At 42.9% G+C, this 25138-nt stretch carries 28 protein-coding genes, 1 tRNA gene and 1 riboswitch; of the genes, 13 read left to right on the plus strand and 16 right to left on the minus strand.

Going from position 1 to position 25138, the window contains the following annotated elements:
• The first annotated feature begins 39 nt into the window (after positions 1-39).
• From HYN59_RS11390 to HYN59_RS11430, 9 genes are all read left to right on the plus strand, one after another.
• Positions 40-1596: a sigma-54 interaction domain-containing protein gene (locus HYN59_RS11390; protein WP_108778375.1), complete on the plus strand. Its 1557-nt coding sequence runs from the start codon at positions 40-42 to the stop codon at positions 1594-1596.
• A 356-nt stretch (positions 1597-1952) separates the two neighbouring features.
• Positions 1953-2933 (plus strand): alpha/beta hydrolase, encoded by a 981-nt coding sequence (locus HYN59_RS11395; protein WP_108778376.1) that lies wholly within the window; start codon positions 1953-1955, stop codon positions 2931-2933.
• 238 nt (positions 2934-3171) lie between these two features.
• Positions 3172-4104, plus strand: a complete 933-nt coding sequence (locus HYN59_RS11400; protein WP_245895553.1) for an alpha/beta fold hydrolase — start codon at positions 3172-3174, stop codon at positions 4102-4104.
• Between the two features lie 10 nt (positions 4105-4114).
• Complete coding sequence (locus tag HYN59_RS11405; RefSeq protein WP_245895555.1) at positions 4115-4468, plus strand: phosphoribosylpyrophosphate synthetase; 354 nt, start codon at positions 4115-4117, stop codon at positions 4466-4468.
• Between the two features lie 9 nt (positions 4469-4477).
• Complete coding sequence (locus HYN59_RS11410) at positions 4478-5644, plus strand: MFS transporter (RefSeq protein WP_108778378.1); 1167 nt, start codon at positions 4478-4480, stop codon at positions 5642-5644.
• Positions 5645-5936: 292 nt separating this feature from the next.
• Positions 5937-6626, plus strand: coding sequence for a hydrolase (locus tag HYN59_RS11415; RefSeq protein WP_108778379.1), 690 nt, complete (start codon positions 5937-5939; stop codon positions 6624-6626).
• Between the two features lie 99 nt (positions 6627-6725).
• Positions 6726-8534 carry an amidohydrolase gene (locus tag HYN59_RS11420; RefSeq protein WP_108778380.1) on the plus strand — a complete coding sequence of 603 codons (1809 nt, stop codon included), beginning with the start codon at positions 6726-6728 and terminating at the stop codon, positions 8532-8534.
• Positions 8535-8537: 3 nt separating this feature from the next.
• Complete coding sequence (locus HYN59_RS11425) at positions 8538-8969, plus strand: DoxX family protein (protein ID WP_108778381.1); 432 nt, start codon at positions 8538-8540, stop codon at positions 8967-8969.
• The gene (locus HYN59_RS11430) at positions 8969-10327 is read left to right on the plus strand and encodes an alginate export family protein (protein ID WP_108778382.1); all 1359 of its coding nucleotides are present in this window, start codon (positions 8969-8971) and stop codon (positions 10325-10327) included. The genes HYN59_RS11425 and HYN59_RS11430 overlap by 1 nt, the downstream gene beginning before the upstream one ends.
• 155 nt (positions 10328-10482) lie before the next feature.
• On the opposite strand, the gene HYN59_RS11435 is transcribed toward HYN59_RS11430, so the two are convergent.
• Positions 10483-10556, minus strand: a tRNA-Arg gene (locus HYN59_RS11435).
• A gap of 114 nt (positions 10557-10670) precedes the next feature.
• On the opposite strand from HYN59_RS11435, the gene HYN59_RS11440 reads away from it, so the two are divergent.
• On the plus strand, positions 10671-11183 hold the full coding sequence (locus HYN59_RS11440) for an adenine phosphoribosyltransferase (RefSeq protein WP_108778383.1): 513 nt from the start codon (positions 10671-10673) through the stop codon (positions 11181-11183).
• Between the two features lie 314 nt (positions 11184-11497).
• Here HYN59_RS11440 and HYN59_RS11450 read toward each other — a convergent pair whose 3' ends face one another.
• The 15 genes from HYN59_RS11450 to HYN59_RS11515 form a co-directional block, all read right to left on the minus strand.
• Positions 11498-13522 carry a M56 family metallopeptidase gene (locus tag HYN59_RS11450; protein ID WP_108778385.1) on the minus strand — a complete coding sequence of 675 codons (2025 nt, stop codon included), beginning with the start codon at positions 13520-13522 and terminating at the stop codon, positions 11498-11500.
• Position 13523: 1 nt separating this feature from the next.
• Positions 13524-13883 carry a BlaI/MecI/CopY family transcriptional regulator gene (locus HYN59_RS11455; RefSeq protein WP_108778386.1) on the minus strand — a complete coding sequence of 120 codons (360 nt, stop codon included), beginning with the start codon at positions 13881-13883 and terminating at the stop codon, positions 13524-13526.
• 262 nt (positions 13884-14145) lie between these two features.
• The gene (locus tag HYN59_RS11460; protein ID WP_108778387.1) at positions 14146-15363 is read right to left on the minus strand and encodes an MDR family MFS transporter; all 1218 of its coding nucleotides are present in this window, start codon (positions 15361-15363) and stop codon (positions 14146-14148) included.
• A 370-nt stretch (positions 15364-15733) separates the two neighbouring features.
• Positions 15734-16966, minus strand: coding sequence for a homoserine dehydrogenase (locus tag HYN59_RS11465; protein ID WP_108778388.1), 1233 nt, complete (start codon positions 16964-16966; stop codon positions 15734-15736).
• A 197-nt stretch (positions 16967-17163) separates the two neighbouring features.
• A complete protein-coding gene (locus HYN59_RS11470; RefSeq protein WP_108778389.1) occupies positions 17164-18342 on the minus strand; it encodes a trans-sulfuration enzyme family protein in 1179 nt (392 codons plus the stop codon).
• 149 nt (positions 18343-18491) lie between these two features.
• A riboswitch (SAM riboswitch) is annotated at positions 18492-18603 on the minus strand.
• Between the two features lie 77 nt (positions 18604-18680).
• The gene (locus HYN59_RS18075; RefSeq protein ID WP_181369426.1) at positions 18681-18824 is read right to left on the minus strand and encodes a hypothetical protein; all 144 of its coding nucleotides are present in this window, start codon (positions 18822-18824) and stop codon (positions 18681-18683) included.
• A 144-nt stretch (positions 18825-18968) separates the two neighbouring features.
• Entirely contained in the window at positions 18969-19274 is a 306-nt protein-coding gene (locus HYN59_RS11480) for a DUF6787 family protein (protein WP_108778391.1), read from the minus strand.
• Between the two features lie 30 nt (positions 19275-19304).
• A complete protein-coding gene (locus tag HYN59_RS11485; RefSeq protein WP_108778392.1) occupies positions 19305-19751 on the minus strand; it encodes a DUF6146 family protein in 447 nt (148 codons plus the stop codon).
• A gap of 86 nt (positions 19752-19837) precedes the next feature.
• Entirely contained in the window at positions 19838-20125 is a 288-nt protein-coding gene (locus HYN59_RS11490) for a hypothetical protein (RefSeq protein WP_108778393.1), read from the minus strand.
• Between the two features lie 49 nt (positions 20126-20174).
• The gene (locus tag HYN59_RS11495) at positions 20175-20369 is read right to left on the minus strand and encodes a hypothetical protein (RefSeq protein ID WP_108778394.1); all 195 of its coding nucleotides are present in this window, start codon (positions 20367-20369) and stop codon (positions 20175-20177) included.
• Positions 20370-20381: 12 nt separating this feature from the next.
• Positions 20382-20648 carry a hypothetical protein gene (locus HYN59_RS11500; protein ID WP_108778395.1) on the minus strand — a complete coding sequence of 89 codons (267 nt, stop codon included), beginning with the start codon at positions 20646-20648 and terminating at the stop codon, positions 20382-20384.
• A 359-nt stretch (positions 20649-21007) separates the two neighbouring features.
• Positions 21008-21148 carry a hypothetical protein gene (locus HYN59_RS18080; RefSeq protein WP_181369427.1) on the minus strand — a complete coding sequence of 47 codons (141 nt, stop codon included), beginning with the start codon at positions 21146-21148 and terminating at the stop codon, positions 21008-21010.
• 162 nt (positions 21149-21310) lie between these two features.
• Positions 21311-21688, minus strand: coding sequence for a fluoride efflux transporter CrcB (gene crcB / locus HYN59_RS11505; RefSeq protein ID WP_108778396.1), 378 nt, complete (start codon positions 21686-21688; stop codon positions 21311-21313).
• Positions 21689-21851: 163 nt separating this feature from the next.
• The gene (locus HYN59_RS11510; RefSeq protein WP_108778397.1) at positions 21852-22400 is read right to left on the minus strand and encodes a GNAT family N-acetyltransferase; all 549 of its coding nucleotides are present in this window, start codon (positions 22398-22400) and stop codon (positions 21852-21854) included.
• Positions 22397-22765 (minus strand): VOC family protein, encoded by a 369-nt coding sequence (locus tag HYN59_RS11515; RefSeq protein WP_108778398.1) that lies wholly within the window; start codon positions 22763-22765, stop codon positions 22397-22399. Before HYN59_RS11515 ends, HYN59_RS11510 begins: the two co-directional genes overlap by 4 nt.
• Positions 22766-23063: 298 nt before the next feature.
• Here HYN59_RS11515 and HYN59_RS11520 point away from each other — a divergent pair, with 298 nt between their 5' ends.
• From HYN59_RS11520 to HYN59_RS11530, 3 genes are read left to right on the plus strand one after another with little or no spacing between them, the layout of a single operon-like run.
• Positions 23064-23768, plus strand: coding sequence for an HAD family hydrolase (locus tag HYN59_RS11520; RefSeq protein WP_108778399.1), 705 nt, complete (start codon positions 23064-23066; stop codon positions 23766-23768).
• Positions 23743-24603, plus strand: a complete 861-nt coding sequence (locus tag HYN59_RS11525; protein WP_108778400.1) for a phosphoribosyltransferase family protein — start codon at positions 23743-23745, stop codon at positions 24601-24603. Before HYN59_RS11520 ends, HYN59_RS11525 begins: the two co-directional genes overlap by 26 nt.
• A complete protein-coding gene (locus tag HYN59_RS11530) occupies positions 24572-25123 on the plus strand; it encodes a TerD family protein (protein WP_108778401.1) in 552 nt (183 codons plus the stop codon). Before HYN59_RS11525 ends, HYN59_RS11530 begins: the two co-directional genes overlap by 32 nt.
• Positions 25124-25138 lie beyond the last annotated feature (15 nt).

Consider the following 25138-nt stretch of genomic DNA (forward strand, 5'->3'; position numbering starts at 1 on the left):
AACATTTTATGTATTTTTACATATAAAAAGTAACACACCATGGCAGGCGGCCCGGACAAGGATGAGATCATAGCACGCATACAGCAAAGGGAACAGGAACAATCCCTGCTATTCTCATTGTGCGAAAGCCTGGCACCTGTCACCACACGCAGAGAATTTCATGATGTGGTAAGCAACGTGGTTAAAAGCACAATTGGATTCAGCCATTTTTCCATTTGTATTGAAGATGGGTCACAAAATGGCTACAGGCTTCAATACCATAGTACACCTGCTGAATATACTAAACACAAAACCACGCTATTTACAGATAGTTTTGCAATTTTTGAATCAGCGCTCAATTCCCCTGAGCCCGCTGTGCTCTCAAAAAATGATGCTGCAAAAGCGCCGGGCCTTCCTTCTTTTCTTAAAGATGCCTTACAGTCGTATGCTGCCAGTATTGTTTCAGTAGCCCTTTCATCAAAGTATTGCAAAGGAGTCGCTTTTTTTGGCTTTGGCAGGGGAGACGAACCCGGACGAAATACCCTGCGGCTTATTAAAATGTTGTCACTGCAATTAGGCATCACATTTACCAATATACTCCTGCTTGAAAAAGCGATCCCAGGAATAATGATCCCCGAGCCGGAAATTCATGATACGCCACAGGCTGCAGATATGGGCATTATAGGCAGGAGCGCAGCAATGCAACAGGTACGCAGCCTTATAACATTGGTAAGCGAAAGCAACAGCGGTGTGCTTATACTGGGCGAAAGTGGTACGGGTAAAGAGCTGGTGGCAAAAGCAATACACGATAATTCCCCCCGGAGCACACAACGGCTGATAAAAGTAAATTGTGCTGCTATACCGGCAAACCTTTTGGAAAGCGAACTCTTTGGGCATGAAAAAGGAAGCTTTACCGGTGCTATAGCGCAAAAAAAAGGCAAGTTCGAGCAGGCCAATAAAGGAACCCTCTTTCTGGACGAAATAGGTGAAATGCCCATGGAATTGCAGGTAAAATTATTACGTGCCTTGCAGGAAAAGGAAATACAGCGTATAGGCAGCAACGGAAGCATTAAAGTGGATACGCGGATTATAGCCGCTACCAACAGGGACTTGCAGGAAGAAGTGAAGAAGGGTAATTTCAGGGCCGACCTCTATTACAGGCTGAATGTCTTTGCTATAGAAGTACCTGCATTGCGCGAACGGACAGAGGATATTCCTGACCTGGCGAAATTTTTTATACACCGCTATGCCGCAAGAAATAAAAAACCACTTAAAACCATTGCTGTAAAAGCGCTCAATACCCTTAAGGTGTATCCGTGGCCGGGCAATGTACGCGAGCTGGAGCATGCGCTGGAGCGGGCATTTCTTTTAGCGCCGGATAAGGTTATAAAAGAGGTGCAGATAACCAGCAATAAAGACATTGCTGCACCCGGCAATTCCATTAAGCCCTGGTACGAATTTGAAAAAGAATATATACTTACCGTGCTGAAATTTTGTAATGGCAAAATATCGGGCACAAGCGGTGCCGCCACATTATTAGAAATGCCTCCAACTACCCTGAAGTCAAAAATGGAAAGGCTGGGCATTAAGAAACGGCATTATTCTGCCGGGCAATAACCACATTATTATCTGCATTTATTAAACATTTAATAAATGTTTAATTTTTGACTAACCACATAGCTACATAGGATTATAGCGATGTTGCTAAACAAGGAGACATATTCGCACATAGTGAAGCGAAGCTTCATACTCTGTGTACTTTGGAGCCTAAAATCATTTTCTAAGGCTATATATCTATGTGGTTAATATTATTTTTAAAATTTAAACAAATACTTATAATTTCACGAAATATCGTAGAAGATAAATCATACAGATATTGTAAAACATTGAATAATAATTATTTGCGTATTTAGGAATACTTTTGGTTTCTTGTAATGTATAACGATTATTAATTCTAATTAAATCAATACATTATGAAAAATCAAATTACAATTCCATTCGATCAGGACCCTGCAATCTCTACAGCTACAAAGGAGTTCCTTAAAGCATTAAACTCAGGTGGTGTACCATTAGAGACCCTGTCTCCCGAAGAGGCAAGGCTGGTATTGGTAAATGCCCAAAAATCGGTTGAGGTAGATTATTCAGGCATTGAAGAATCTGAAAAAACCATTACCCAGGATGGCTACAATGTAAAACTAAACATTGTAAGGCCCGAAGGAAACAACGAAAAGCTTCCTGTATTCATTTTCATCCACGGCGGGGGATGGGTACTGGGCGATTACCCTACCCATAAACGCATGGTACGCGACCTTGTAGTTTTAAGCGGAGCTGTTGGCGTATTTGTAAATTACACTCCGTCTCCGGAGGCTAAATACCCACAGGCAACAGAAGAAATTTATGCAGCGACAAAATGGGTAGCGGAAAATGGCAGCGAAATTAACGTGGACGGCAGCAGGCTGGCAATTGCAGGCAACAGCGTGGGTGGTAATATGACTGCCGTTACAGCCATCAGGTCGATACAAAACAATGGGCCGAAGATCGCTAATCTCGTTATGCTGTGGCCTATAGTAGCTGCCAATTTTGAAACTGAGACCTACCAACAATTTGGGCAGGACCGTTTTCTTACCACACCACTTATGAAATGGATGTACGACCAGTATACCACCGATCTCAATCAGCGCGAAGAAATTTACGCCTCTCCGCTGAACGCACCCCTTGATGTCCTGAAACATTTCCCACCCACTTTTATCCCGGTTGCCGAGGCCGATGTACTAAGAGAGGAAGGCGAAGCTTTTGGCCGCAAACTGGACGAGGCCGGTGTAGAAGTTACCACTATCCGTTATAACGGAATGATACACGACTGGGGGCTTCTTAACCCGCTTGCACACCTGCCGCAAACCAAAGCGTTGTTCAGGCAGGCCGCAGCCGAATTGAAAAAATATCTTTTTGCTTAATCTTAGTATTGGCTAAATTTTTAAAAAAAATCAATATTTAACCACACTACTTGTCCCGCTCCAGCGGGAGGCACATAGTATTAGCAGGAAATTAAAAAAGTCAATTAAGTGACACAGAGCATGAAGCTTCGCTTCACTATGTGGAAATATGTTTCCTTCAGCTACAATAAATCGCTATGAAACCTATGTTTCTATGTGGTTAATTTAAAATTTAGACAGTTATTTAAATTCAATTAAAATGAAACTAATTAATAATATGGGCGCTATACTACTGCTGCTCACGCTGGCTACATCATGCAGCGATAAAAAAACTGAAAATAAAATGAAAACAACAACAGAAACTGCTGTAAAAGCAAGAGCGGAATATATTGAGGCTGCGCCCAATGTAAAACTGCACGTAACCGATTTGGGCGATGGTAAACCTGTAGTATTTATACATGGTTATCCACTAAGCGATGCCATGTGGGAATACCAGTACCACCCGCTTATTAAGGAAGGTTACAGGGTAATAGGCATTACATTAAGGGGTTTTGGCCTGTCGGACAAGCCTTATGGCAAGTACAATTATGACCAGTTTGCCGATGACATTAAAGCTGTGCTTGATGCGCTGGATGTTACCGATGCCACTATAGTAGGGCATTCTATGGGAGGGGCTATCGCATTGCACTATACTGCCAAATACAATAATGCACACGTTAGCAAACTGGTGTTACTATCGGCAGCAGCGCCGGTGCAAACCAAAAGGGCGGATTTTCCTTATCCTTTTGCAGCAAAAGAGGACCTTACCAACTGGATAGGGCTTAATAATACCGACAGGCCCGGGCTACTGGCAGCTATAGGCGCCCAGTTTGCGCTTACGCCCGAGGCTATTTCTCCCGGAATTGGAAAATGGATGGGGGATATAGAAATGCAGTCGTCTCCCTACGCGATGGAACAGGCATTGATGGCGCTCAGGGATGAAGATCTGAGGGGCGATCTTCCTAAAATAAAAGTACCGACACTTATTGTACATGCCAAAGAAGACAAGATCGTAGCCTACGCCCTTGCCGAGCAAATGAACAAGGGAATAGCAGGATCACAGCTCGTTACCTTTGAAAAAAGCGGACATGCCATTTTTATTGAGGAAAGAGATAAGTTTAATGAGGAATTAATTAAATTTATAAAACAATAATAAACATAATATGCCTGCATCACTACCGGTGCAGGCATTACTTTTTCAGATGAATACACAGCAACCCGCATTTGACACTGTTACCGAAGCGCTTTCGTGGCTTAACAGCAAAGGATTTATACATGATTTTAACCTTGGCGAGAATTGTATAAAGTACGACAATGATCAACATGACTTGTCGCCGGATGAATTTGATATTGCTTACATCTTCCGCTTTGAAGGCGACACTGATCCCGGCGATGAAGACATTGTATATGGCATTACATCAGCATCCCTGGGCATCAAAGGAGTGCTTACCAGCGCTTTCGGTATGTATGCCGATTCGCTTTCTGCCGAAATGATCAAAAAGCTAACTGTTCGATAAAAATAAAATATGGAACCGATTAAAGAATTATCCAGGATACAAATACTAATTATGGCTATTACAGCCGGAATTTGTGTTGCCAATATTTATTACTGCCAACCCATACTGCATGAAATTGGGAACTCGCTGGGCATATCGGGAGATGATGTGGGCATGATAGCCCCGTTGTCGCAGGCAGGTTATGGCCTTGGCCTGTTATTTATAACCCCGCTGGGAGATAAAATAGAGCGCAAACGCCTTATATTGTTCCTTCAGATATTACTGATAGGCGCATTAATTGCCATGTCGTTGTCGCAGGGCACCATTTCGCTATATGCGTCAAGCCTGGCTATTGGCCTCTTTGCAGTTACCGCACAAGTTATCCTGCCTATGGCCGCAAGCATGGTATCGCAAAACCGGGGTAAGGTAGTCGGTATAATTTTTACAGGCATATTGGTGGGCATACTTACCGCAAGGGTCTTTAGTGGGTTTATTACAGAATGGATCGGCTGGCAATATGTATACAGGATATCGGCAGGACTGGTAGCCCTTAGTGCTGTAATGATGCAGGGCAATTTTCCATCCGTTAAGGAACGTTTTGAAGGTTCGTACCTCCGGTTGCTGTCATCGGTACTCTTTCAGCTTAGGCGGTTCTCAACATTGCGGATGGCAGCCCTCTTAGGTGCATTGGTATTTGGTACATTAAGCTCATTCTGGGTAACGCTTACCTTTTATTTAAGCGGGGAACCTTTTCATTACAAAGCGGATACTATTGGCCTTTTCGGCCTGTTGGCAGCCGGTGGCGCTTTACTGGCCCCTATAGTAGGAAAATTGTCAGACAAGAGTGACAGCCCGAAAAAGGTCTTGCTGGTTTCGCTCAGTTTTGTACTGCTAAGCATAGTATTGCTGTATTTCTTTCCTGTATCTGTTACAGTGCTGCTACTCGCTGTACTGCTTATAGATGTGGGTGTACAGGCTATACAAATAACCAATATAACACTCATTTACACGCTGGACAGCTCGGCCAACAGCCGCATCAATACCGTGTATATGACCTCTTATTTCATAGGCGGGGCGTTGGGAGCGCTTACCGGAATAACGGCCTGGAAATACGGCGGCTGGAATATGGTGTTGCTCCAAATGGGCCTGTTTATAGTGCCTGCCATACTAATAGCGCTGTATTTAAAAAAGAAATAGATAGGAGCCATAATAGCTGATTTACAAAAACCGGGGACCTGCATGTCCCCGGTTTTGTTTTTATAGGCAAATCAGGATCTGGTAGTATTTACAACATGATTTCGAATTACCTGCAAAATTGACGGCATATCGTTAAATTATTTTTGTATAAAAATTATAAAATACTCATATACATTGATTTAAAATAAAGGTATCGATTTTGGGATTATGGATAGAGAACAGCAAAGCGTCCGGAAGTATTTGCTGTTGCAAAACAAATTTTCAATAAATCAATATTTAAATTTTAAACGTCATGAAAACATTTATTTTAACCGCATCATTATTTTTAGCTTCCATAACTGCATTTGCCCAAAAACCGGGCCCGGAGCTGCTAAGCCCTTCCAACCACGCTCTGATACTGGTGGACCACGAGAGCCAAATGGCATTTGCTGTATCCAGCCAGCCTATAGACCAGCTTCGTAACAGCACTGCCCTGGTAGCAGGCGCATCAAAAATATTCAACGTGCCCACAGTTGTAACAACCGTAGCCGAGAAATCTTTCAGCGGCCCAGTATTCAGGGAGATCGAAGAATTTTATCCGCAAAAAACATCCAACTACATCGACCGTACTACCATGAATACCTGGGAAGATGTAAACGCCCACAAGGCTATTACCGGCAAAGGCAAAAAGAAACTGGTTTTTGCAGGCCTCTGGACGGGCGTTTGTATCGTTGGCCCTGCGTTATCTGCGATCAACGAGGGATATGAAGTATATGTAATTACTGATGCCAGCGGAGACGTATCTAAAGAAGCCCATGAAATGGCGATTGCACGTATGGTGCAGGTGGGTGTAAGGCCGATGACCTCACTACAGTACCTTTTAGAATTACAGCGCGACTGGGCCCGCCAGGAAACCTACAAAGCTGTTACAGATCTTGTTAAGAAATACGGTGGCGCTTATGGAGTAGGGGTACAGTATGCCCACGAAATGCTTAAGCATTAATAACTAAATCCGGTGCATACCGGTTTGGTTTGGCAAAACCGGGCTGTGTCCAGTGCACAGCCCTCTTTTATCCTTCTATTAATACAAATTCAAAAAGTCATGAAAATCTTTACAAAACTACTTTTCCTTTTTCTGCTGTTCCCGGCATTGCAGGCAGCAGCACAGGCAAAAGCTTCGCTCATTGTGCATAATGCCAAAATACACAGCCTCGATAGCAATAATACCGTGGTGCAGGCTATGGCCGTTGCCGATGGAAAAATTATTAAGACAGGCAGCAATGCAGAAATCCTGAAGTACAAAAACAAAAATACTACTGTTATAGATGCTAAGGGCGGCACTGTTATTCCCGGATTGTTTGATTCTCATATGCACATCATTCGCGGGGGGCGCTTTTATAATACCGAACTGCGCTGGGATGGGGTGCGCTCTCTTAAAAGGGCTTTAGCAATGCTTAAAGAGCAGGCACAGCGTACGCCGCAAGGGCAATGGGTGCGTGTAGTGGGGGGGTGGAATGCTTACCAATTTGAAGAAAAAAGGCTGCCGACACTGCAGGAAATTAATGAGGCTACGGGTAATGTACCCACCTTTATCCTGCACCTTTACGGCCATGCTTATCTTAATAAGGCAGGTATTGCTGCCTTGAAGCTGGATGCCAATACCCCGAACCCCAACGGCGGGCTGATAGACAAAGACATATATGGCAATCCTACAGGGATGCTTGTGGCAGAGCCTAATGCTTTTATCCTGTACGCCACACTTTCAAAACTGCCGGAACTCACAACCGAAGAAAAAATAAATTCTACAAAGCTGTTTATGAGCGAAATGAACAGGCTGGGCGTAACTGCCGTAATGGATGCCGGAGGCGGTTTCCAGAACTATCCTGACGATTATGGCATTACTAAAAAGCTATGCGAAGAAAACGCACTGACGGTTCGTATGCCTTACTATCTTTTTGCCCAAAAGGCAGGAAGTGAACTGGCCGATTACAACAAATGGATAAGTTCGGTAGAGATTGGCGAGGGTTGTGACATGCCTTCTGACGGGACTAAAAAATTTGGTAAAATGCCAAAGGTGGAATATCATGTTCAGGGCGGAGGGGAAAACCTGGTAATGAGTGCAGCCGACTTTGAGAATTTTGATAAGCCAAGGCCGGAGCTGAGCCCTGCTATGGAAGGCCAGATAAAATCGGTTTTATCCTTGCTTATAAAAAACAGATGGCCCTTTAGGATCCATGCCACATATAACGAAAGCATTACCCGTTTTCTTAATGTAATAGAAGAAATTAATAAAGAAACGCCGCTTGATGGCCTGCTGTGGTTCTTTGATCATGCCGAAACCGTATCAGTCGAGAACCTGCAAAGGATAAAAGCGCTGAACGGTGGTATTGCCATTCAGCACAGGATGGCTTATCAGGGGGAAAGCTTTATCAAGCGTTACGGCAAAGCTGCTGCCGCTAATACGGTGCCTATTAAAAAAATAATGGACATGGGCATTAAAGTGGGAATGGGCACCGATGGCACAAGGGTAGCGAGCTACAACCCGTGGGTGGGCTTGTACTGGCTTACTTCGGGAAAGACCCTTGGCGGGTTAAAATACATGAGCGAAGAAAACATACTGGACAGGACTACAGCGCTTAAGTTATTTACGCAGGGGAGCGCACAGTTAATCAACCTGGATGGAGACAGAGGCATGCTTAAGGAAAATTACCTGGCAGATTTTACACTACTGTCAAGCGATTATTTCTCGGTTTCAGAAGAGCAGCTACTCACCATGGAGTCAAAGCTTACGGTTGTAAACGGAAAAGTAGTATATGCTGATGACGAGTACCGTTCTTTTGCCGCTCCACAACCAAAAGCACTACCTGAATGGAGCCCTGTAAATTATTTTGGGGGATATCAAAAAAATTAAACCGTGAAACGATTATTTGCAACCTTATTATCATCTGACCTGAAAAGTCCGGTATATAATTTCGGGATACTTTTCTTCAGGATAGCTGTGGCAGCGCAGCTCATTATAGTACATGGCCTTAAAAAAATAGGTGTAGGCGTAGCGGCACCGGAGGCCGTGCCCAATCCATTGGGCCTCCCACCAGCGCTGAACGACATTATAGCGATAGCCGCGAATACCTACCTGCCGTTTTTGATTGTCATTGGGCTTTGTACACGCCTCGCTGCCCTGCCTGCCGTGTGTGTAACACTAACCGGATACTTTATAGTTCACGCTAATGATCCGCTTGCAGTGAGCGACGTTCCCTATATGTACAGTGTTTCATTACTGCTCATTATTATTTTGGGGGGAGGCCGCTATTCATTAGACCAATACATAAGTAAAAAAATAAAGTAATGAAACGCATTGTTATACTTATCATACTGGTGTTTATTACTGGAAAATCTGCTGCTCAACATTCCGGCTTCAGGCCGTTACGGTATGATGATGACCTTAGCGCCATAAAAAGCGACACGGCCTCCGGCTGGTACGAAAAGATGAAATATATGGGCAATGAAAATTTTTATCTTTCAATGGGCGGCGAACTCCGGCTGCAATACATCTATACTGTAAACAACAAGTGGGGTGACGAACCGGATGCGGCCGATGGCTATCTGCTAAATCGAAACCTGTTCCATGCAGATGTTCATGCCCACAGGTTCAGGGCGTTTGTACAGCTGCAAAGCAGCCTTTCATCCGGGTTGGCCGACCCCAGCCCGGTAGATGACAACAGTGTGGATTTACACCAGGCTTTTGTAGATGCAGTGTTGTTAAGCCTGAAAAAAGAACAGTTTACCTTACGTGCAGGAAGGCAGGAACTGATGTACGGATCACAAAGGCTTGTTGGGGTGCGCGAGGGCCCTAACAGCCGTATCGCTATGGATGGGGCGAAACTGTTCTTTAAGAAGGATAGGTTGCAAACCGACCTTTTTTATACGCACCCCGTTGCGAATAAAATAGGCGCATTTAACGATGTGTTTAATGATAACGCTAAGTTATGGGGAAGCTATACGGTAATAAATACCAATGGTTTATTTAATAATATTGATCTGTATTACCTGGGGCTCTATAAGAGGGTGGCACACTATGACACTGCTTCCGGTAAGGAAATAAGGCATTCTGTTGGAGCCAGGTTCTGGAAAAACAAAGGCAATTGGAAATATGACATTGAAGGGCTTTACCAGTTCGGGTCACTTTCAAATCTTGATATATCGGCATGGACAGTATCATCTAACATAAATTATAAGGCGGAGGGGCTGCTGTTTAAGCCTGTGTTCGGGTTAAAAACAGAAGCGATATCAGGCGACACCTCTGGTACAGATCATAAACTGCAGACATTCAATCCGCTGTATCCCCGTGGGGCGTATTTTGGGCTGGTAGCCCTTATTGGCCCGGCCAACCTGTTTGATATCCATCCCTCTGTCGATTTAGAGCTTAGTGAAAAATGGGAATTCGGTTCAGACCTCGATGTTTTTTGGCGATGGAGCGCAAACGACGGCATTTATGCGCCTAACATGCAATTGCTGTACGCTGGTAATGGTACTGCCGAAAGGTTTATTGGTACACAGCTATCCGCAGATATCGGGTACACACCCAACCCGTTTTTAAAATTTACGCTTGAAAGCTCCTGGTTCAATGCAGGGAGTTTCCTTAAAAAGTCTGGTGAAGGAAAAGATTACTTTTATGCTGCTGTTACCGGGCGGATACGATTTTAAACCCACGCATCAGCTCCTTTGAAATATGTAAATATATAGATGGTTGATCGTATTAGGGCAGGCTACTCATGGCACACCAAATAGAACTTACACCAAAATTGAGTAAAATTATAAAAAAAAAAGCTCTAAATCATTGATTTAGAGCTTTTTGCTTGTGACCTCGACTGGATTCAAACCAGTAACCTTCTGAGCCGTAATCAGATGCGCTATTCAGTTGCGCCACGAGGCCGTTTTGTTCGCAATACTGCCTTTTTGTAAGGCGTTCGGTGAACTTGTTTGCGGGTGCAAATATACATAATATTGTGTAACTTGCAAACCAAATTCAATTTTAAACAATAAAAAAATGACACTAAACCAGTATATACGTGACATTCAGGATTTTCCGAAGCCGGGAATTGTTTTTAAGGATATAACGCCGCTACTGGCCAACCCTAAAGCTGTAAAAGAGTGTATGGCATTGCTTATCAACAACCTGCGGGAACGGAATATCGATAAAGTAGTAGGGGTGGAGAGCCGCGGGTTCTTTTTTGCTACCTTGCTGGCCTATGAATTAGGAGCCGGTTTCGTGCCGGTGCGCAAGCCGAAAAAACTTCCGTTTGAAACCATCGCAGCATCTTATGACCTTGAGTATGGTACCGACACGCTCGAGATCCACACCGATGCCATTAAAAAGGGCGAGAGGATACTGATACATGATGATGTACTGGCTACTGGCGGTACGGCAAAGGCTGTCTGCGAGCTTGTAGAAAAACTGGGAGGCGAGATAGTGCAGTGCAATTTCCTTATGGAATTGTCATTCCTTAATGGCCGTGAAAAACTGGCGGGGCATGAGGTATATGCGCCTTTGGTATACTAACTCAAAGCCCGGGTAGTTACATAGTATTTCCACGCAATAACAGCTTTCTGGAACTTAGTTGCTTTTGCCAGATCTAGCTGCTCTCTGGTATAATTTGGCAGCAGCCAATGGTTGAGTTTTGCTAAAAGTTTAAACATGGCAGATCAATTTGATCACTAAATTACAAAAAGGCGCGTTTATCAAGGCCGCCGGATGTCATAATAAATTGTTATTTTAAGCGGCTTACTAATCTCGTTTATAACAAAAAGGCGGTTTCTCAAACCGCCTTTTGTTATAATAAATTTTTATTTATTATAAATAACTAACTCTAAATATTAAGCTTTCCTGTTCAATTGTTTTCTGGCTGTTTCCATTTCTTTACGCGCTTTATCCATTTCCTTGCGGGACTCTTCCATTTCTTTGCGGGACTCTTCTATTTCTTTTTTAGCTTTTTCTATCTCTTTTTTAGCTTCCCTCATTTCATCATCAGACGCTTCTTTATCTTTTAGCCTTTTCTGGAGTTTTGGCTGAAGTTCCTTTAACTCTATCCTGGCTTTTTTCATTTCTTCCTGTATTTGCTTCCTTTCCTCTTCAGACAGATCGCCCCATACCTGCACATTATCGCCATCTTTCATTATTCCCATAAAATCCTGAATGTTTGGGAAATCCTCAATCCTGATGTCAAAATCCATCGGCATGTCAAATTGCATGTCGGGCATCTTATGGAAGTCAAAAACTTCAGGGCCTATGTTGAAAGCCATGTTGTTTGAGCCTTTAGTTGTGATCTCTACCGCGCCTTCTTTAGCTTCTTTGCCGTATTTCTTTTTAGCCTCTTTGCCTTTAAGAATGTTCATCTCTGCAATTTCCTGCCCAAGCGGAAGCTTAATGGCAGTCTGGCCTTTTTTCTGCTTTACGCCGTTGATCACGATAAGCATATCGGTGTCGCCAATTTTCATGCTGTTAACCGACCAGTTTCCTTCAGGCGCAGCAGGAGGGAACGGCGCATCCGGCACACGGCCCATAGCAAACGACCTGATGATCCTGTTGCTTTGCACATTTGAGGAATCCCCTGTCATGTCTTTTGCAAATTCTTTAAAGTTGTCATCGGCAGCTATGCGGAAAGCGCGTGACTTTATAAAGTTATCATTCTCACCCGTACCGAAAGTGATTGAATTACGTCCGGAAGCGGTTTGCTCCACTTCTATGGTAAAAGGGCTTATAGGGTCATTTCCCATAACTTCATATACCTGCGACTGCCCTTTGTCCTTTACGGTTACTTTAATGGCCGTGATCTCGCTGTTCAGGTTGCGGGTTACGTTTTCATATTTTACATCGGCATCAAATTCGTCCTTAAGCATTTGCTTGCTTTCTTCCAGCTCACTGTCCTTCGTGTCTTTATTTATTTCAACGGCCAGCTTCACATTTGCTGTTGTTACTTTTGTTGGTGCCTGCTGTTTTGTCTGCGCCACGACTTTTACCTGGAACAGGAACATGAATGCTGCCAGGAGCGGAAGTATTGTGGTATACTTCCAGGAATTCCATTTTTTTGATTGTTGCTTGTTTAACATAACGATTCGCTTTTTGATTAATGATTGATAAAAATGATTGGTGATTGCTATACAGTCCGGCTGGACGGTTATTTTTAATAATGTCTTTTGATACGCCTGCTTGTCGGCCAGCAGCCTTGTAGCTTCGGCATCGGCAATGAATTCCAGGTTTTGCGAAATTGATTTTTTATACATCCATACAAAAGGGTTGAACCAGAACATTACACAAAACAGCTGGCTTATAATCATATCCAGCGAATGTTTCTGGCTGCTGTGCACTTTTTCATGTGCAATGATGCTCTCCAGCTCTTCCGGCCTTAAAATTGCCGAATTGTATACGATATAATGAAAGAACGAGAATGGCGACACTACCTTATCCGAATCGATAAGCCTGAATTTTCCATCCTTAATAATAATATTGCGGGTAAGCACTTTTCGTATCGAAAGGAAGTCGAGCACAAAGCGTACGAAAAATAGCAGTACTCCTGCAAAATACATCCCGCCGATTATATCAAACCAGTTGATATTGATGGTCTCCTCCGGCGGCGGCAGTTTTTCCAGATGCTGCTTGTATTGTATCAGCTGGTTAATGTCTATCGTCCGTACAGGCATTTGTGCGAGCGGCACAGGCTCTACCCAAATTGTTTTGGTATAAACGATAAAGGGGAGTGCTACCGCGGTGAACAGGCCCGCAAGCAGGAACCACCTGTTGGAGTTGAAAAAGGTCTCTTTCTTTAACAAGGCATTGTAGGCAAGGAAGAATACAGCGATTATCCCACAGGCCTTAACCATATAGATAATGAAATTTTCCATATCACTTTTTGTTTTCGATCATATCCAGTATTTCACGGAGCTCTTCGGCGCTAATCTTTTCTTCCTTCGCAAAAAAGGAAATCATACTTTTATAAGAGTTATTGAAATAGCTCTCAATAGCATTGCTCATAAACCCTTTGCGGTAATCTTCTTTGGTCACTACAGGGTAGTACTGATGGGTATTGCCATACGCATTGTGGTCTACATAATTCTTTTCTTCCAGGTTACGGATAATGGTAGACAGCGTGTTGTAGTGGGGTTTGTCGTCCTTTATCTCTTCCAGCACATCTTTTACGAAAGCCTTTTCCAGCTTCCATAATATGTGCATGATCTCTTCTTCTTTGTTTGTCAGTTTTTGCATGGTTTCCTAATTGTATAATCCAAAAGTAAAACTATTTTTTTAGTTACGCAACTATATTTATAGTTAAATAACTGGAAGAGTAGTTTTTTATTGTATGTCGGGAAAAAAAATTAAGTAACTGTTTAAATTTACTTATGTTCGATACTTACGTACGAACGGTTGTCACTTCGAGCGCAGTCGAGAAGCAAAAACAACGAAAATCCCGCATTTCGACTGCGCTCAATATGACATTTTCGTTGTTTTTTCAAAATTTAGACAGTTACTAAGTATCCGCTTTTAAGATAAGCCGTTGCAATACGATGCAGCAGGCAAAAGAAAACAGCCCAAACAGTCCCATAAACAGCCAGTTAGCAGCGTATCCATAAGTCGCAATTATACCCATCCCCAGTTTTGCGCTAACAATATGGGCCAGGCTGAACATCATAGTGTACCAGCCCATGTACAAGCCTTCCTGTCCTTTCGGCGCACGGCCAAAAGCAAAGGAGTTGGAGAACGGGAAGTTGAACATTTCGCCAAATGTGATCAGGATAATGCTTATGATCAGTATGCCTATCCAGGCATCAAAAAGAAGTACAAGGTAGCTCAGGGCAACGAGTAGCGCACCCCAGCCTACAACTTTTAATTTCGGTACGTTCTTCCTTTCAAAAAAGCTTACCAATGGCATTTCCAGGGCAAAGACCATAAGGCCGTTAAAGGACATTAATAACCCTGTGTGGAATTCCGTCAGCCCGTAATGCTCTTTGTGGTAGAGTGGGAGGGTAGTAAGCAATTGGAAAAATACCATTGCTGTTGCAAAGCTGCAAAACAGGAACAGCCAGAAGAGTTTATCGTTCTTTAGCGTGCGTGATTTTTTGGTATCATCGGTAAAGGTTTCAGGAGAAGAAACCTTCTTTTTCTCTTTAACCAAAAGCCTGAAAATAAGTATTGACGTAATACAGGTAGCACCGTCTATCCAAAACAAACCCCGGTAACCTATGGTCACAATGATAAGTCCTCCCAGGGCAGGCCCGGCAGCGAACCCGAGATTTACGGCAAGCCGTACAAGGGTCATTGCCTTAGTGTGGTTTTCGGGCTTTGCATAGGTACTGATGGATACGAACATGGCAGGGCGGAACATATCGGCGATAACCATAATGCTGAACATCGCAATGCACAATCCGGGAAATGTGGTAACATACTGTATACCAAAGAACATCAGACCACTGGTAAACAGGCTGAAAATCATTATTTTGTAAAACCCTATCTTATCAGATAATTTGCCGCCAAGCCAGGAGCCTATAAGCGATCCCAGCCCGAAGAAAACCATAACGGTTCCTACCTGATCGTACGTAAAATGAAGATTCTCTTTTAGGTATTTGGAAAGGAAAGGCAGCACCATCGTACCGGCCCTGTTGATAAAGGTAATAATTGCAAGTATCCATACCTCCCTGCGGAAACCGCGGAAGTTGTTGATGTACTGGGAAATGGCCTGCCGGAACATGATTGGGATGGTTTGCTCCCAAAGATACAAATGATTTATAAGCGCTTTATAGAATGGTGATAATTCTTGCGGATATAATAAACCCTAAAGGTTTGGAAGACTTATTTTAAAGATTTTTACCACAAGGAGCACAAGGTTTTTTCACTAAGAACACAAAGCGCAAACGATAAAATGTTTACGCCGAAGGGACACAAAGCCTTGTGTGCTCGCGCCTTTGGCGGTTTCATTGTGTGCCTTGTGTAAATCTTCGTGCCCTTTGTGGTAAAAAATTGAAAACTGTCTCTACGGTTTAATGGTAATCATATATTTCGTCTTTTAAACGCCTGTTTTTCAAGATATTTGGGGTTGATAAGTAAAAACTACGCTGATATTATTCCGCTAATGCAAAAGCTTTCTCAACAGCCGCTTCTTTTTCTACATCAATAAGGATGAACGACCTGTCTCCTGTATTCCCGGCATGGATAGCGATCAGGTTTTTTAACGAAATGACACCCGTAATGTAGCCCGAATCATGATTATTATACGATTCCTCCACTTCGTCAAAATAATGTTTCAGAGCATGGGCATCTTCTTTTTTATGGCGAAGCAGCACTTTAAGTTGTGCATCATTCGTGAGTGATACATTTTCTTCCCGATAGATCTTCTTGTATTCATAACGATAATCATAGCTTAATGCGGAAATATCCGACAGCACCGCCGAAGCCGTTGGCAGCGAACCCGCACCGCGCCCCACAAAGAAATGCGTGTCTGCAAAACTGGTCTTGGTAATGATACCGTTGAACACATCATCCACATTGTACAGGCGGTCGTCAGGAGTTACAAATTTCGGGATCACGAACGCTGAAATATTCCCGGTCTCGCTTTTAAATGCCTGCGCTACGAGCTTTATTTTCAGTTTTTTTTCTCTGGCGTATTTAAGTTCCAGTTCACCTATGTTATCAATACCGATATTAAAGATGTCTTTTGGCTTAGCCACATATCCAAAGGAGTGTGCGAGCAGTATCAGCAGTTTGTATTTGGCATCGAAGCCGCCCGTGTCGAGTATGGGGTTGCTTTCTGCAAAGCCTTTTTCCTGCGCCTGCAGCAAAGCTTCGTCATAGGATAGGTTCTCACTGAAGGTCTTGGTCAGGATGTAATTGGTAGAGCCGTTAACGATCCCTTCGATAGACTCCAGCAGGTCATTGTCATAATATTCCTCCAGGTTGCGTATTATAGGCATACTGGCGCAACAGGCTGCCTCATAGAGTAATGGCACATTGTATTCTTTTTGCAATTCCAGCAGTTCGGTAAAATGCTGGGCGATCATTTTTTTGTTTGCCGAAACTACCGCCTTGCCTTTTTTCAATGCAGCCGAAACGATCTCAAAAGCGGCATCCGCATCATCAATAAGCTCCACGACCACATTGATGCTTTCGTCATTCAGGATATCATTTTTATCGAAAGTAAAATTCTCCTTCCCGATAGCCCTTTTTTTCTCTTTATCTTTCACACAAATGTTGCTGATTGTCGCTTTCAGACCAGGCGTTTTTTGCAGCACTTCATACAGTCCAAGTCCCACACAACCAAATCCGAACAACCCTATATTTAAATTTTTTCTTGACATGGTTTTAATTCTAAAATTTTATTAATGATAGATTGAATTTTTAACCACATAGGCACATAGTTTAGCGCTACGTAGTTATAGGTTTTGATAGTTGCGCATAGATTGAAGCGTAGCTTCAAAAACTATGTGTATTATATCTCGTCTAAAATTGAAACTATGAAAGCTAAGTTTCTATGTGGTTAAATTATTTTTAGAGGTTAAGCAGTTACAGATTCGACTACAGCACTTTCTGCGAATGCGAATGCAAAAGCCTGCTTCAGGTCGGCAATAAGATCGTCCGCATCTTCAAGCCCAACCGACAAACGTATTAGGCTGTCCGTCACACCTGACTGGTATCTTTTCTCTGCCGGAATTGATTTATGCGTCATTTCACAAGGCAGGCAGCATAAACTTTTTACCCCGCCAAGGCTTTCCGCCAGCTTAAACAATTTGGTAGACGAAACGATCTTAGAAGCCAGTTCCTTATCGTCGATCACCAGGTCGAAAGCAATAACGCCGCCAAAGTATTTCTGCTGTTTTTTGGCAATATCATGGTTGTGGTGGGAGGGCAGCCCCGGGAAATAAACATTTTTAATAAGCTTCTCTTTCAGCAGGAACTCCGCTATCTTTTGTGCATTCTCCGAGTGCTGCCGGATACGGAGCGTAAGCGTCTCGATTCCGCGTATCACCAGCCAGCTGTCGAACGGTCCGAGTATCGCGCCGGAAGCATTCTGTATAAATTTTATCCTGTCGCCCAGTTCCTTTGTAGCGGTTACTACCAATCCGGCGATCAGGTCGCTGTGGCCTGCCAGGTATTTTGTCGCACTGTGTATCACGATATCGGCACCGAGGTTAATCGGTTTTTGCGAAGCAGGGGAGGCAAAAGTGTTGTCTACACAAAGCAATACGTTGTTGGCTTTCGCAATCTCTGCAATGCCGGCAATGTCAGATATTTTAAGCGTTGGGTTGGTAGGCGACTCGATCCAGATCAATTTGGTTTTTGCCGTGATGGCATCGGCCACATTGGCGACATTCGTAGTGTCGACATACCGTATGCTGATACCAAATTTCTGGTAAATATGCGTAAACAGCCTGAACGCGCCGCCGTAAATATCATCTACAGCAATTACTTCATCGCCGGCTTCAAGAAGTTTTATCACGGCATCAATGGCAGCAAGGCCGCTGGCAAAGGCATAGCCGTTGGTACCGTTTTCCAGTTTGGCAATGCAGTCTTCCAGCACTTTGCGGGTGGGGTTGTTGCTGCGGGCATAATCATAGCCTTTGTGTACGCCGGGCGCTTCCTGTACAAATGTCGATGTCTGGTAAATAGGGGTAGAGATGCTGCCTGTTAACGGGTCTACCGGGATGCTGTGTAAAATTTGCGTCTGCTCTTTCATTTTTTTGTTGATTTAGATGTTAAATAATTTTTTCCGTCTTGTAAAAAAAATTCTAAACCAGTATATCGAAAGGGCATTAAAACAAAAAATGCCCTCCCGATAAGTCAGAAGAGCATATAATATTTTGTACTATTATTTACTATTTTCTAAGCTTATCTTTCCCCGCAATGCAGGGGGTTGAATGTGGCACCTTATCACGCAGCGCGTGACAGGTTGCCAAGACGTCATAGGGTCAATTCCCTCGGTCTTTCTGGATAAGAAATAATTTTTAAAGAACTTGTAGCAAAGTTAGGGGAGAAAGTTTTTAATTTCCAAATTAATTTTTGAAATTTTTAATTTTAATTTATAAGTTGTTGTTTGTCAGAGATTTGTTTTCTGTATTTGGGCGTGCTACCTCCGTAAACTACGGTGTCGGGCTGTGCGCTATATCTGCCTTCGTGCCTCGGCAGGATGCCGCTTCCATCCCTCATGCTTCCGTTCATATCCTGTTTTTTGAAATTTAATAACATCTCGACTGCGCTCGATGTGACAACGTATATCGACATGTTAAACGTAAATATTCTTGTAATTCGTTGTCAGTTCGAGCGCAGTCGAGAACCTAAAAATAGCTAAAAAGAAGAAGGGAATTATTCTTTAAACAAAAAACCAAAACCCAGCGATTTCAGCATCCTTTTTTCAAATGCCCAGAAGAATTTAAACTGCCCGGAAATGAACCCGAAAAAAACGAGCAACACCTGGTAGATAGGGAAAATAAGTATTAGGTACATCGGCCAGTAAAGCCATGGGGAAAATACGTCTCTTTTAAAACCGAACCATGCCAATATAGGTTTGGATAAATATGCAGAAGACGACCCTGTAACAGCAAAAACGATAAAGATAACCACCAGTTGGTAGTTTTTCGTTATGCCCCAGCGCTGTTTGAATTTTTCCATATTGGTTTTGCTTCCGCAAATATACCGGATTTATGGGTAGGGAACAATACCTCCCAGCTTTTGGTTGTTGGTTATTTGGAAATAAACTAAATAATTAAAAAGCAGGTAATTCACTTCATAGCCATAATCCACATTGTAGTTATAGTCGATGCGCATCTGGTACAGGTCGCCATAGCGTTGTGGTTCCATTACACGTGTATTCCATTCGGTAACCCAAAAGCGGTTCTTGTTCTGGAGGTAGGGCTGCGAATAATAACCGCGCTGCCTTGCCCTTGAAGCCAACCAGGTTGTAAACCCCGGATCGATTATGATTACTTCATACTCAAGCGAATCGTTGGCAATGCGCACGGTATCGTTTACAGCACTTGCGGCTATTTCGTTTGCATTGGCATTGGCAGGATACAGTACATTATCCTTTGTTCCGCATCCTATGGTTACCGCCAGTATGACGGCTATGATGGTAATATATATTCTCATATTCAGTAAATAAGCATAAATTTAAAACAAATAAAGGTGCCATATATCATATAGGGCACCTTTATTATCAACTTCCGGAGAAATTTTTAAGCTGTTGCAGGGTTCGATTTTCCTGCTGCAGTGTTAGTAGCTGCTGTTTCAGACGAATGGCCTGTAACTTTGTCGGCTATTTCGCCGCCTTTATGCACTACTTCATCAAATTTTTTTCTTGCGCTTTCTTTTACGGTCTGGTATTTGTCGGCAAGGTCACTTCCAAGCTCTTCCGCTTTTCCGATGATGCCGTCAAGATGTCCTTTTCTCTTAAGGATAATGCCTACTACTGCTAGGGCTGCAACTCCCGCTGCGATCCCTATGATCAATTTTTTGTTACTCATAGCTGTTCAAATTAAGATTAGTGAATTATGTTTAAATTATTAAAGTCCGTTACTTGTTTCCCGATCTTTTTTCCTGGTCGGCGTTCAGGTTCCTTCTCTCATTCTCATCCATGTTCTCAGCATGGTTCCTGCCGGTGGCGGCTTTTTCTTCATAGCCTTTGCCCATATTTTTCTGAGGGGCCGGCGAGCTCTGCTCTTCCTTATTTTCCCCGGGAATGTATCCCTTGTTGTCTGAGTGTATCATAATCAGTATAATTTAGTTGTCCAGTTCTCCTTTGTCTGGGTGGAGCAGCCTTTCCTCAGGCGTAGGATGGTTGTCCGGTACCAGCATGAAATTTTGCCTGTAGGACGTGTAGTTCACCTGCTCATAATTGTTCCTGTTCGGGTTTGTACCGGCTGAATCATTATGGTCGATACATCCTTTTTCCCTGTTTGCACAAGGCATCGTTTCAAGTGTAGTTCTCATGGCACTAATGATTACAAAATCAGGTTCCTTCCTGAATTCTTTTACTAAGTTAGCCATTGTAAAACGCTGTCTTTACTAAGGTTGTCTTAAAATTCAGGATGATGGGAATAGTTTAACGTATCATTATATTTTAATTAATGAATGGGTGCGGAGATGTTAAAAGAATTAAGGATTCAATGAGATTCATATTGCATCTCGACCTGCTTGTGTCGGCAGACGCTTCTCTCTATGTGATAACATGTTCTTGTTTATTCGTTGTCAGTGAAAGCGCAGTCGGGAGAGGTATGCTTTATAGAAATTATAGTTACACCGCAAAAAAAATCCCCCGCAGGGCGGAGGATACTATTCAGTAAGATATAGAGAAGTGCCGCACTATACCACGTGCCACACTATTCCAGTTTATAATAGCTTATCGGTTAAACAAAAAGCGGGTGGTCTTCATCTTCATAGATGTCATATTCCACACCTTCTTCAAGCTCAGCCTCGGTTACATATCCAACGAATTTTACAATGCCGAATCCGGCCAATGCTGCGAGTAAAAATTTAAGCAATTTCATGGTGTTTAATTTTAAGGGTTAATTTTGGCGATTATTTATAAAATCTCTTATTTCATAGGTTAAAATTACAAATAAGTAAATTTCACCCGCCCTTTTTTAGTAAAATTTTAGTACTTAAACACTTGTTTTGCAGTGAAAAGGGAATTTCGTGTAATGAAATTTTCAGAGTAACCTGCCCAGGTACATTCCCACCCATACAAACAGTATTCCTACAATTACGCTGGCGGCAATATAGGCGAATGCAACAAGGCTTTGGCTGCCGCCGATGAGCGATGTGTTTTCGTAGGCAAATGCAGAATAGGTAGTGTATCCGCCGCAGAATCCGGTCACGAGCAGCAGCCTGAAATTGGTGCTCATGCCGGCATGCTTTTCTATAAAAGCCATCAGGAGGCCTATGAGCAGGCAGCCCACAATATTGATAATGAAAGTCGCAAGGGGGAAAGCCTGGCTCCAGTATTTATTGACCAGGACCGTCGTGAGGTACCGCAGTATGCTGCCGGTTGCACCGCCTAATCCGACAAGTAGTATTGATTTTATCATTAGTTTTATTTTTTAACCACATAGATACATAGGTAAAATAGTATTTGACAGGAGTTGTTACTACCTAATTAGAGGCACACATAGCGAAGCGAAGCTCTGGTCTATGTGTCGATATGTAGACTATAAAATACTATCCTGCCTATGTTCCTATGTGGTTAAATTTTTATGAATTTAAATATTTCACCATTGTTAACTTATCCGCAGGATTTTCTTCCATAAAGAAATCCTTTATATGCCCACAGCTTTCAAACCCAAATTTTTCATACAGCTTTATTCCACCGGTATTGGTAGCATATACTTCCAGCCAGATGATTTTCAGTAGCGGGCTTTCAGCAGCCCAGTCCAGCAGGCTTCCCATCAAAAAGCTGCCGATCTTCCGGTTCTGCCATTCGTACGCTATCCCCATGCCGATCATCCCGGTGTGCAAAAGCTTCGTCCGTTGGTTGCCCGAAAGGTCAATGTTCCCAACCAGGTTATTGCCGTGCTCGGCTACCAGCAGCAGGCTGTTCTCTTCCGTGTGGAACCGCTTTATAAGGTCCTTTTCCATCTGTATATCATTCTTATATTCGAATTCATATAGCGGAATAGAGCGTGTACCTTTAATGTAGCTTTTTTTCAGTTCGATGAGGTTCAGCGCATCATATTCTGTAGCTTCACGGATGGTTATTTCCTTACCGTCTGATGTAAAGCGGGTTACAGGCTTTACTTTCATAAGGGCAGCTTAAATTCAGGATTGTAGATAAGTCCTATGATGTTTCCCCACAGGTCTTTTACAGAGGCCACCATGATCTCGCCGCCAACGTTCTGCGGGGCTTCATGTTTTGTCGCACCAAGGCTGATGAACCAGTCGTACTCTGCCTGAATGTCTTCCACACCCCAATACGTCACGACATTATCGCCATTAACGGCTTCATCGGGCTGGAGGCCAAGCTCATACCCGCCGATATTGAATCCGACATAAAATGGCTGGTCAAAGTACGGCTGGGTTTTAAATGCTTTAGCATACCATTCCCTGGCATTGTCAATGTTGCTTACTTTATAGCCTACCGTCCTTAACCCGAGTATTGTTGTTTTCATAGTTTAAATTTTTATTTAACCACATAGGCACATAGTTTTAAATTTTTATTCAGCATACTGGTGAATAAGGCATACTAAGCCTGAAGTTTTGCTTCAGCTATGCGGGACTATGGTCTGTGCGTTTAACCAGCATTTTTAAATTCTATGTATCTATGTGGTTGAAAATTTTACATTGCTGCTTAAATTACTTCAAAGTTAAATTATTTGGTTTTATTTGTGTTATTGCCAATTTAAATTGTTGTAAAAAGATTAAATTTTTATATTTACCCTTCATTTATATTCGAAATGTTATAAAGGGATGGAGAGGATACCGGACTTATATAAATACAAACAAATATCTTTTGACCTGTGGCTCACGCTGATAAAGTCAAATCCTGAATTTAAAAGCAAGAGGAACCTTCTGTTTAAAGACTACTTCGGTATTGGCAAACCCATTGAAGAGGTAGCGCTGGCAATACGCAAATTCGATATACTGACCAATAGCATCAACGAAAAGGCAGGAAAGAATTTTGATACGTTCGAAATTTATTACCTTATACTGGATCACTTGGGTATTGATATTGAGCTTTACACCAGCCAGCATCTTGCTGAATTCTATGTACTTGCCGAAAAGCTTTTCATGGAATACAAGCCGGTACTGCTCTATGACTATATACCTTCCTTATTCCAAAAGCTGCATTCGGAGGGCATCACTACGAACATCCTGAGCAATACCGCTTTTATAAAAGGAAGCGCCCTGCGAAAAGTGATTGCCCATTACGGCCTTGAAAAATATTTTTCATTCCAGTTGTATTCGGACGAGACAGGTTTTTCAAAGCCCTCTCCCAATATGTATCAGTGCGCCTATGACGAAATAATGAAGATTGGCGACATTGCCAAACATGAAGTGCTACATATTGGCGACAATAAAGTGTCCGACTATGACGGCGCACTTGCTTTCGGGTTCAAAGCCCATTTATTAATCAATACACCCCTTAATGAACCACACCTACAGCCTGCATAAGATCACCGACAAGAATAACTGCCCTTTTTCTGAAGCTGAATACAGTAAATTCAAGTTCGGCGAAAATGTCTATGCCGAAAAATTTGCCGACGAGCTTTTTGAAGGTTTTATAGCACAGCATAAGGAACTGATCCTGGCGCACACTGATATCGTGATACTGCCAAGCCCGTACCATTCGATACCTACGGCGTCCAATTTTTTATGCCACTATTTCAAGCTGCGCATGAACCGGTTCCTGTATGAGCATGGCAGGAAGGCGTTGGCGGAATCGAAAATATACCGCAACCAGACGTATACGACAGATTATGGCAACCTTGACTATGCCGAAAGGGTAAGGCTCATAGCCAATGATACGTATTACATTGACCGGAACTACATTGGCGGCAAGCTGTGCCTGCTCCTGGACGATATAAAAATTACGGGTAGCCACGAGCACATCGTAAAAAAGATACTGGAGCAATACGACGTTCAGGGAACATTTATGTTCCTGTATTATGCTGAGCTGATTAATAAAGACATTCACCCGAACATCGAGAACTATTACAACTATTTCTTTGTAAAAGATGTGCACAGCCTGATGGAGGTGGTGAATTCACGTTCGTTCGCTTTCAATACCCGTATAGTAAAATACATCCTGAAGATGGAGGAAGCTGATTTTTCGCTACTTTTATCTTCCATGAAAAAGAAGGTGAAGAAAAAGCTGTTCGACCTCGCGGTGAGCAACAATTACCACACCATAGGCGAATACCAAAGCAACCTCAATAAAATCAATCATAGTTTAACCAATAAAAATAAAAGTAATTATGGCTATCAATTTACAGAAAGGCCAGCGTGAAACGCTAAACGCACCTAAATTCACAATAGGCCTCGGATGGGATACCAATACATCATCTACCGGAGCATCATTCGACCTTGATGCATCGGTTTTCATCATGGGCGATAACAAAAAGCTGCTTGCCGATGAGTTCTTCGTATTCTATAACAACCTTAAATCCCCGGACGAAGCTGTAGAGCACACAGGCGATAACCTTACCGGCGACGGCGATGGGGATGACGAGTCTATCAACGTGGACCTTTCTAAAATTGACCCAAGGGCGACAGAGATATGCATTGTAGTGACCATTCACGATGCCGAAGCGCGCAAGCAGAACTTTGGCCAGGTAAGGAACTCATTCGTGCGCATTATAGATGCCAATGGCACTGAGCTGGTTAAATATGAGCTGGAAGAAGATTTCTCTATCGAAACTGCGGTAGAGTTCGGCCGTATCTACAAGAGGAACAACGAATGGAAGTTCGAGGCGGTAGGCGTAGGCCAGCGCGGCGGGCTCCAGGAATATCTGAATAAATATAATTAGTAAATAAGACCTGAC

The sequence above is a fragment of the Flavobacterium album genome (genome assembly GCF_003096035.1).
In the GTDB taxonomy this organism is placed as follows: Bacteria; Bacteroidota; Bacteroidia; order Flavobacteriales; family Flavobacteriaceae; genus Flavobacterium; species Flavobacterium album.

Bases quoted from the DNA above. Each gene is read 5' to 3' on its own strand.
- HYN59_RS11440 (WP_108778383.1), top strand. From the start codon at position 10,671: ATGACACTAAACCAGTATATACGTGACATTCAGGATTTTCCGAAGCCG.
- HYN59_RS11465 (WP_108778388.1), bottom strand. From the start codon at position 16,966: ATGTCAAGAAAAAATTTAAATATAGGGTTGTTCGGATTTGGTTGTGTG.
- HYN59_RS11400 (WP_245895553.1), top strand. From the start codon at position 3,172: ATGAAACTAATTAATAATATGGGCGCTATACTACTGCTGCTCACGCTG.
- HYN59_RS11525 (WP_108778400.1), top strand. From the start codon at position 23,743: ATGAACCACACCTACAGCCTGCATAAGATCACCGACAAGAATAACTGC.
- HYN59_RS11395 (WP_108778376.1), top strand. From the start codon at position 1,953: ATGAAAAATCAAATTACAATTCCATTCGATCAGGACCCTGCAATCTCT.
- HYN59_RS11460 (WP_108778387.1), bottom strand. From the start codon at position 15,363: ATGTTCCGGCAGGCCATTTCCCAGTACATCAACAACTTCCGCGGTTTC.
- HYN59_RS11530 (WP_108778401.1), top strand. From the start codon at position 24,572: ATGGCTATCAATTTACAGAAAGGCCAGCGTGAAACGCTAAACGCACCT.
- HYN59_RS11510 (WP_108778397.1), bottom strand. From the start codon at position 22,400: ATGAAAGTAAAGCCTGTAACCCGCTTTACATCAGACGGTAAGGAAATA.
- HYN59_RS11450 (WP_108778385.1), bottom strand. From the start codon at position 13,522: ATGGAAAATTTCATTATCTATATGGTTAAGGCCTGTGGGATAATCGCT.
- HYN59_RS18075 (WP_181369426.1), bottom strand. From the start codon at position 18,824: ATGAACGGAAGCATGAGGGATGGAAGCGGCATCCTGCCGAGGCACGAA.
- HYN59_RS11390 (WP_108778375.1), top strand. From the start codon at position 40: ATGGCAGGCGGCCCGGACAAGGATGAGATCATAGCACGCATACAGCAA.
- HYN59_RS11405 (WP_245895555.1), top strand. From the start codon at position 4,115: ATGCCTGCATCACTACCGGTGCAGGCATTACTTTTTCAGATGAATACA.
- crcB (WP_108778396.1), bottom strand. From the start codon at position 21,688: ATGATAAAATCAATACTACTTGTCGGATTAGGCGGTGCAACCGGCAGC.
- HYN59_RS11495 (WP_108778394.1), bottom strand. From the start codon at position 20,369: ATGATACACTCAGACAACAAGGGATACATTCCCGGGGAAAATAAGGAA.
- HYN59_RS11485 (WP_108778392.1), bottom strand. From the start codon at position 19,751: ATGAGAATATATATTACCATCATAGCCGTCATACTGGCGGTAACCATA.
- HYN59_RS11515 (WP_108778398.1), bottom strand. From the start codon at position 22,765: ATGAAAACAACAATACTCGGGTTAAGGACGGTAGGCTATAAAGTAAGC.
- HYN59_RS11410 (WP_108778378.1), top strand. From the start codon at position 4,478: ATGGAACCGATTAAAGAATTATCCAGGATACAAATACTAATTATGGCT.
- HYN59_RS11455 (WP_108778386.1), bottom strand. From the start codon at position 13,883: ATGCAAAAACTGACAAACAAAGAAGAAGAGATCATGCACATATTATGG.
- HYN59_RS11430 (WP_108778382.1), top strand. From the start codon at position 8,969: ATGAAACGCATTGTTATACTTATCATACTGGTGTTTATTACTGGAAAA.
- HYN59_RS18080 (WP_181369427.1), bottom strand. From the start codon at position 21,148: ATGAAATTGCTTAAATTTTTACTCGCAGCATTGGCCGGATTCGGCATT.
- HYN59_RS11420 (WP_108778380.1), top strand. From the start codon at position 6,726: ATGAAAATCTTTACAAAACTACTTTTCCTTTTTCTGCTGTTCCCGGCA.
- HYN59_RS11490 (WP_108778393.1), bottom strand. From the start codon at position 20,125: ATGAGTAACAAAAAATTGATCATAGGGATCGCAGCGGGAGTTGCAGCC.
- HYN59_RS11480 (WP_108778391.1), bottom strand. From the start codon at position 19,274: ATGGAAAAATTCAAACAGCGCTGGGGCATAACGAAAAACTACCAACTG.
- HYN59_RS11470 (WP_108778389.1), bottom strand. From the start codon at position 18,342: ATGAAAGAGCAGACGCAAATTTTACACAGCATCCCGGTAGACCCGTTA.
- HYN59_RS11520 (WP_108778399.1), top strand. From the start codon at position 23,064: ATGGAGAGGATACCGGACTTATATAAATACAAACAAATATCTTTTGAC.
- HYN59_RS11500 (WP_108778395.1), bottom strand. From the start codon at position 20,648: ATGGCTAACTTAGTAAAAGAATTCAGGAAGGAACCTGATTTTGTAATC.
- HYN59_RS11415 (WP_108778379.1), top strand. From the start codon at position 5,937: ATGAAAACATTTATTTTAACCGCATCATTATTTTTAGCTTCCATAACT.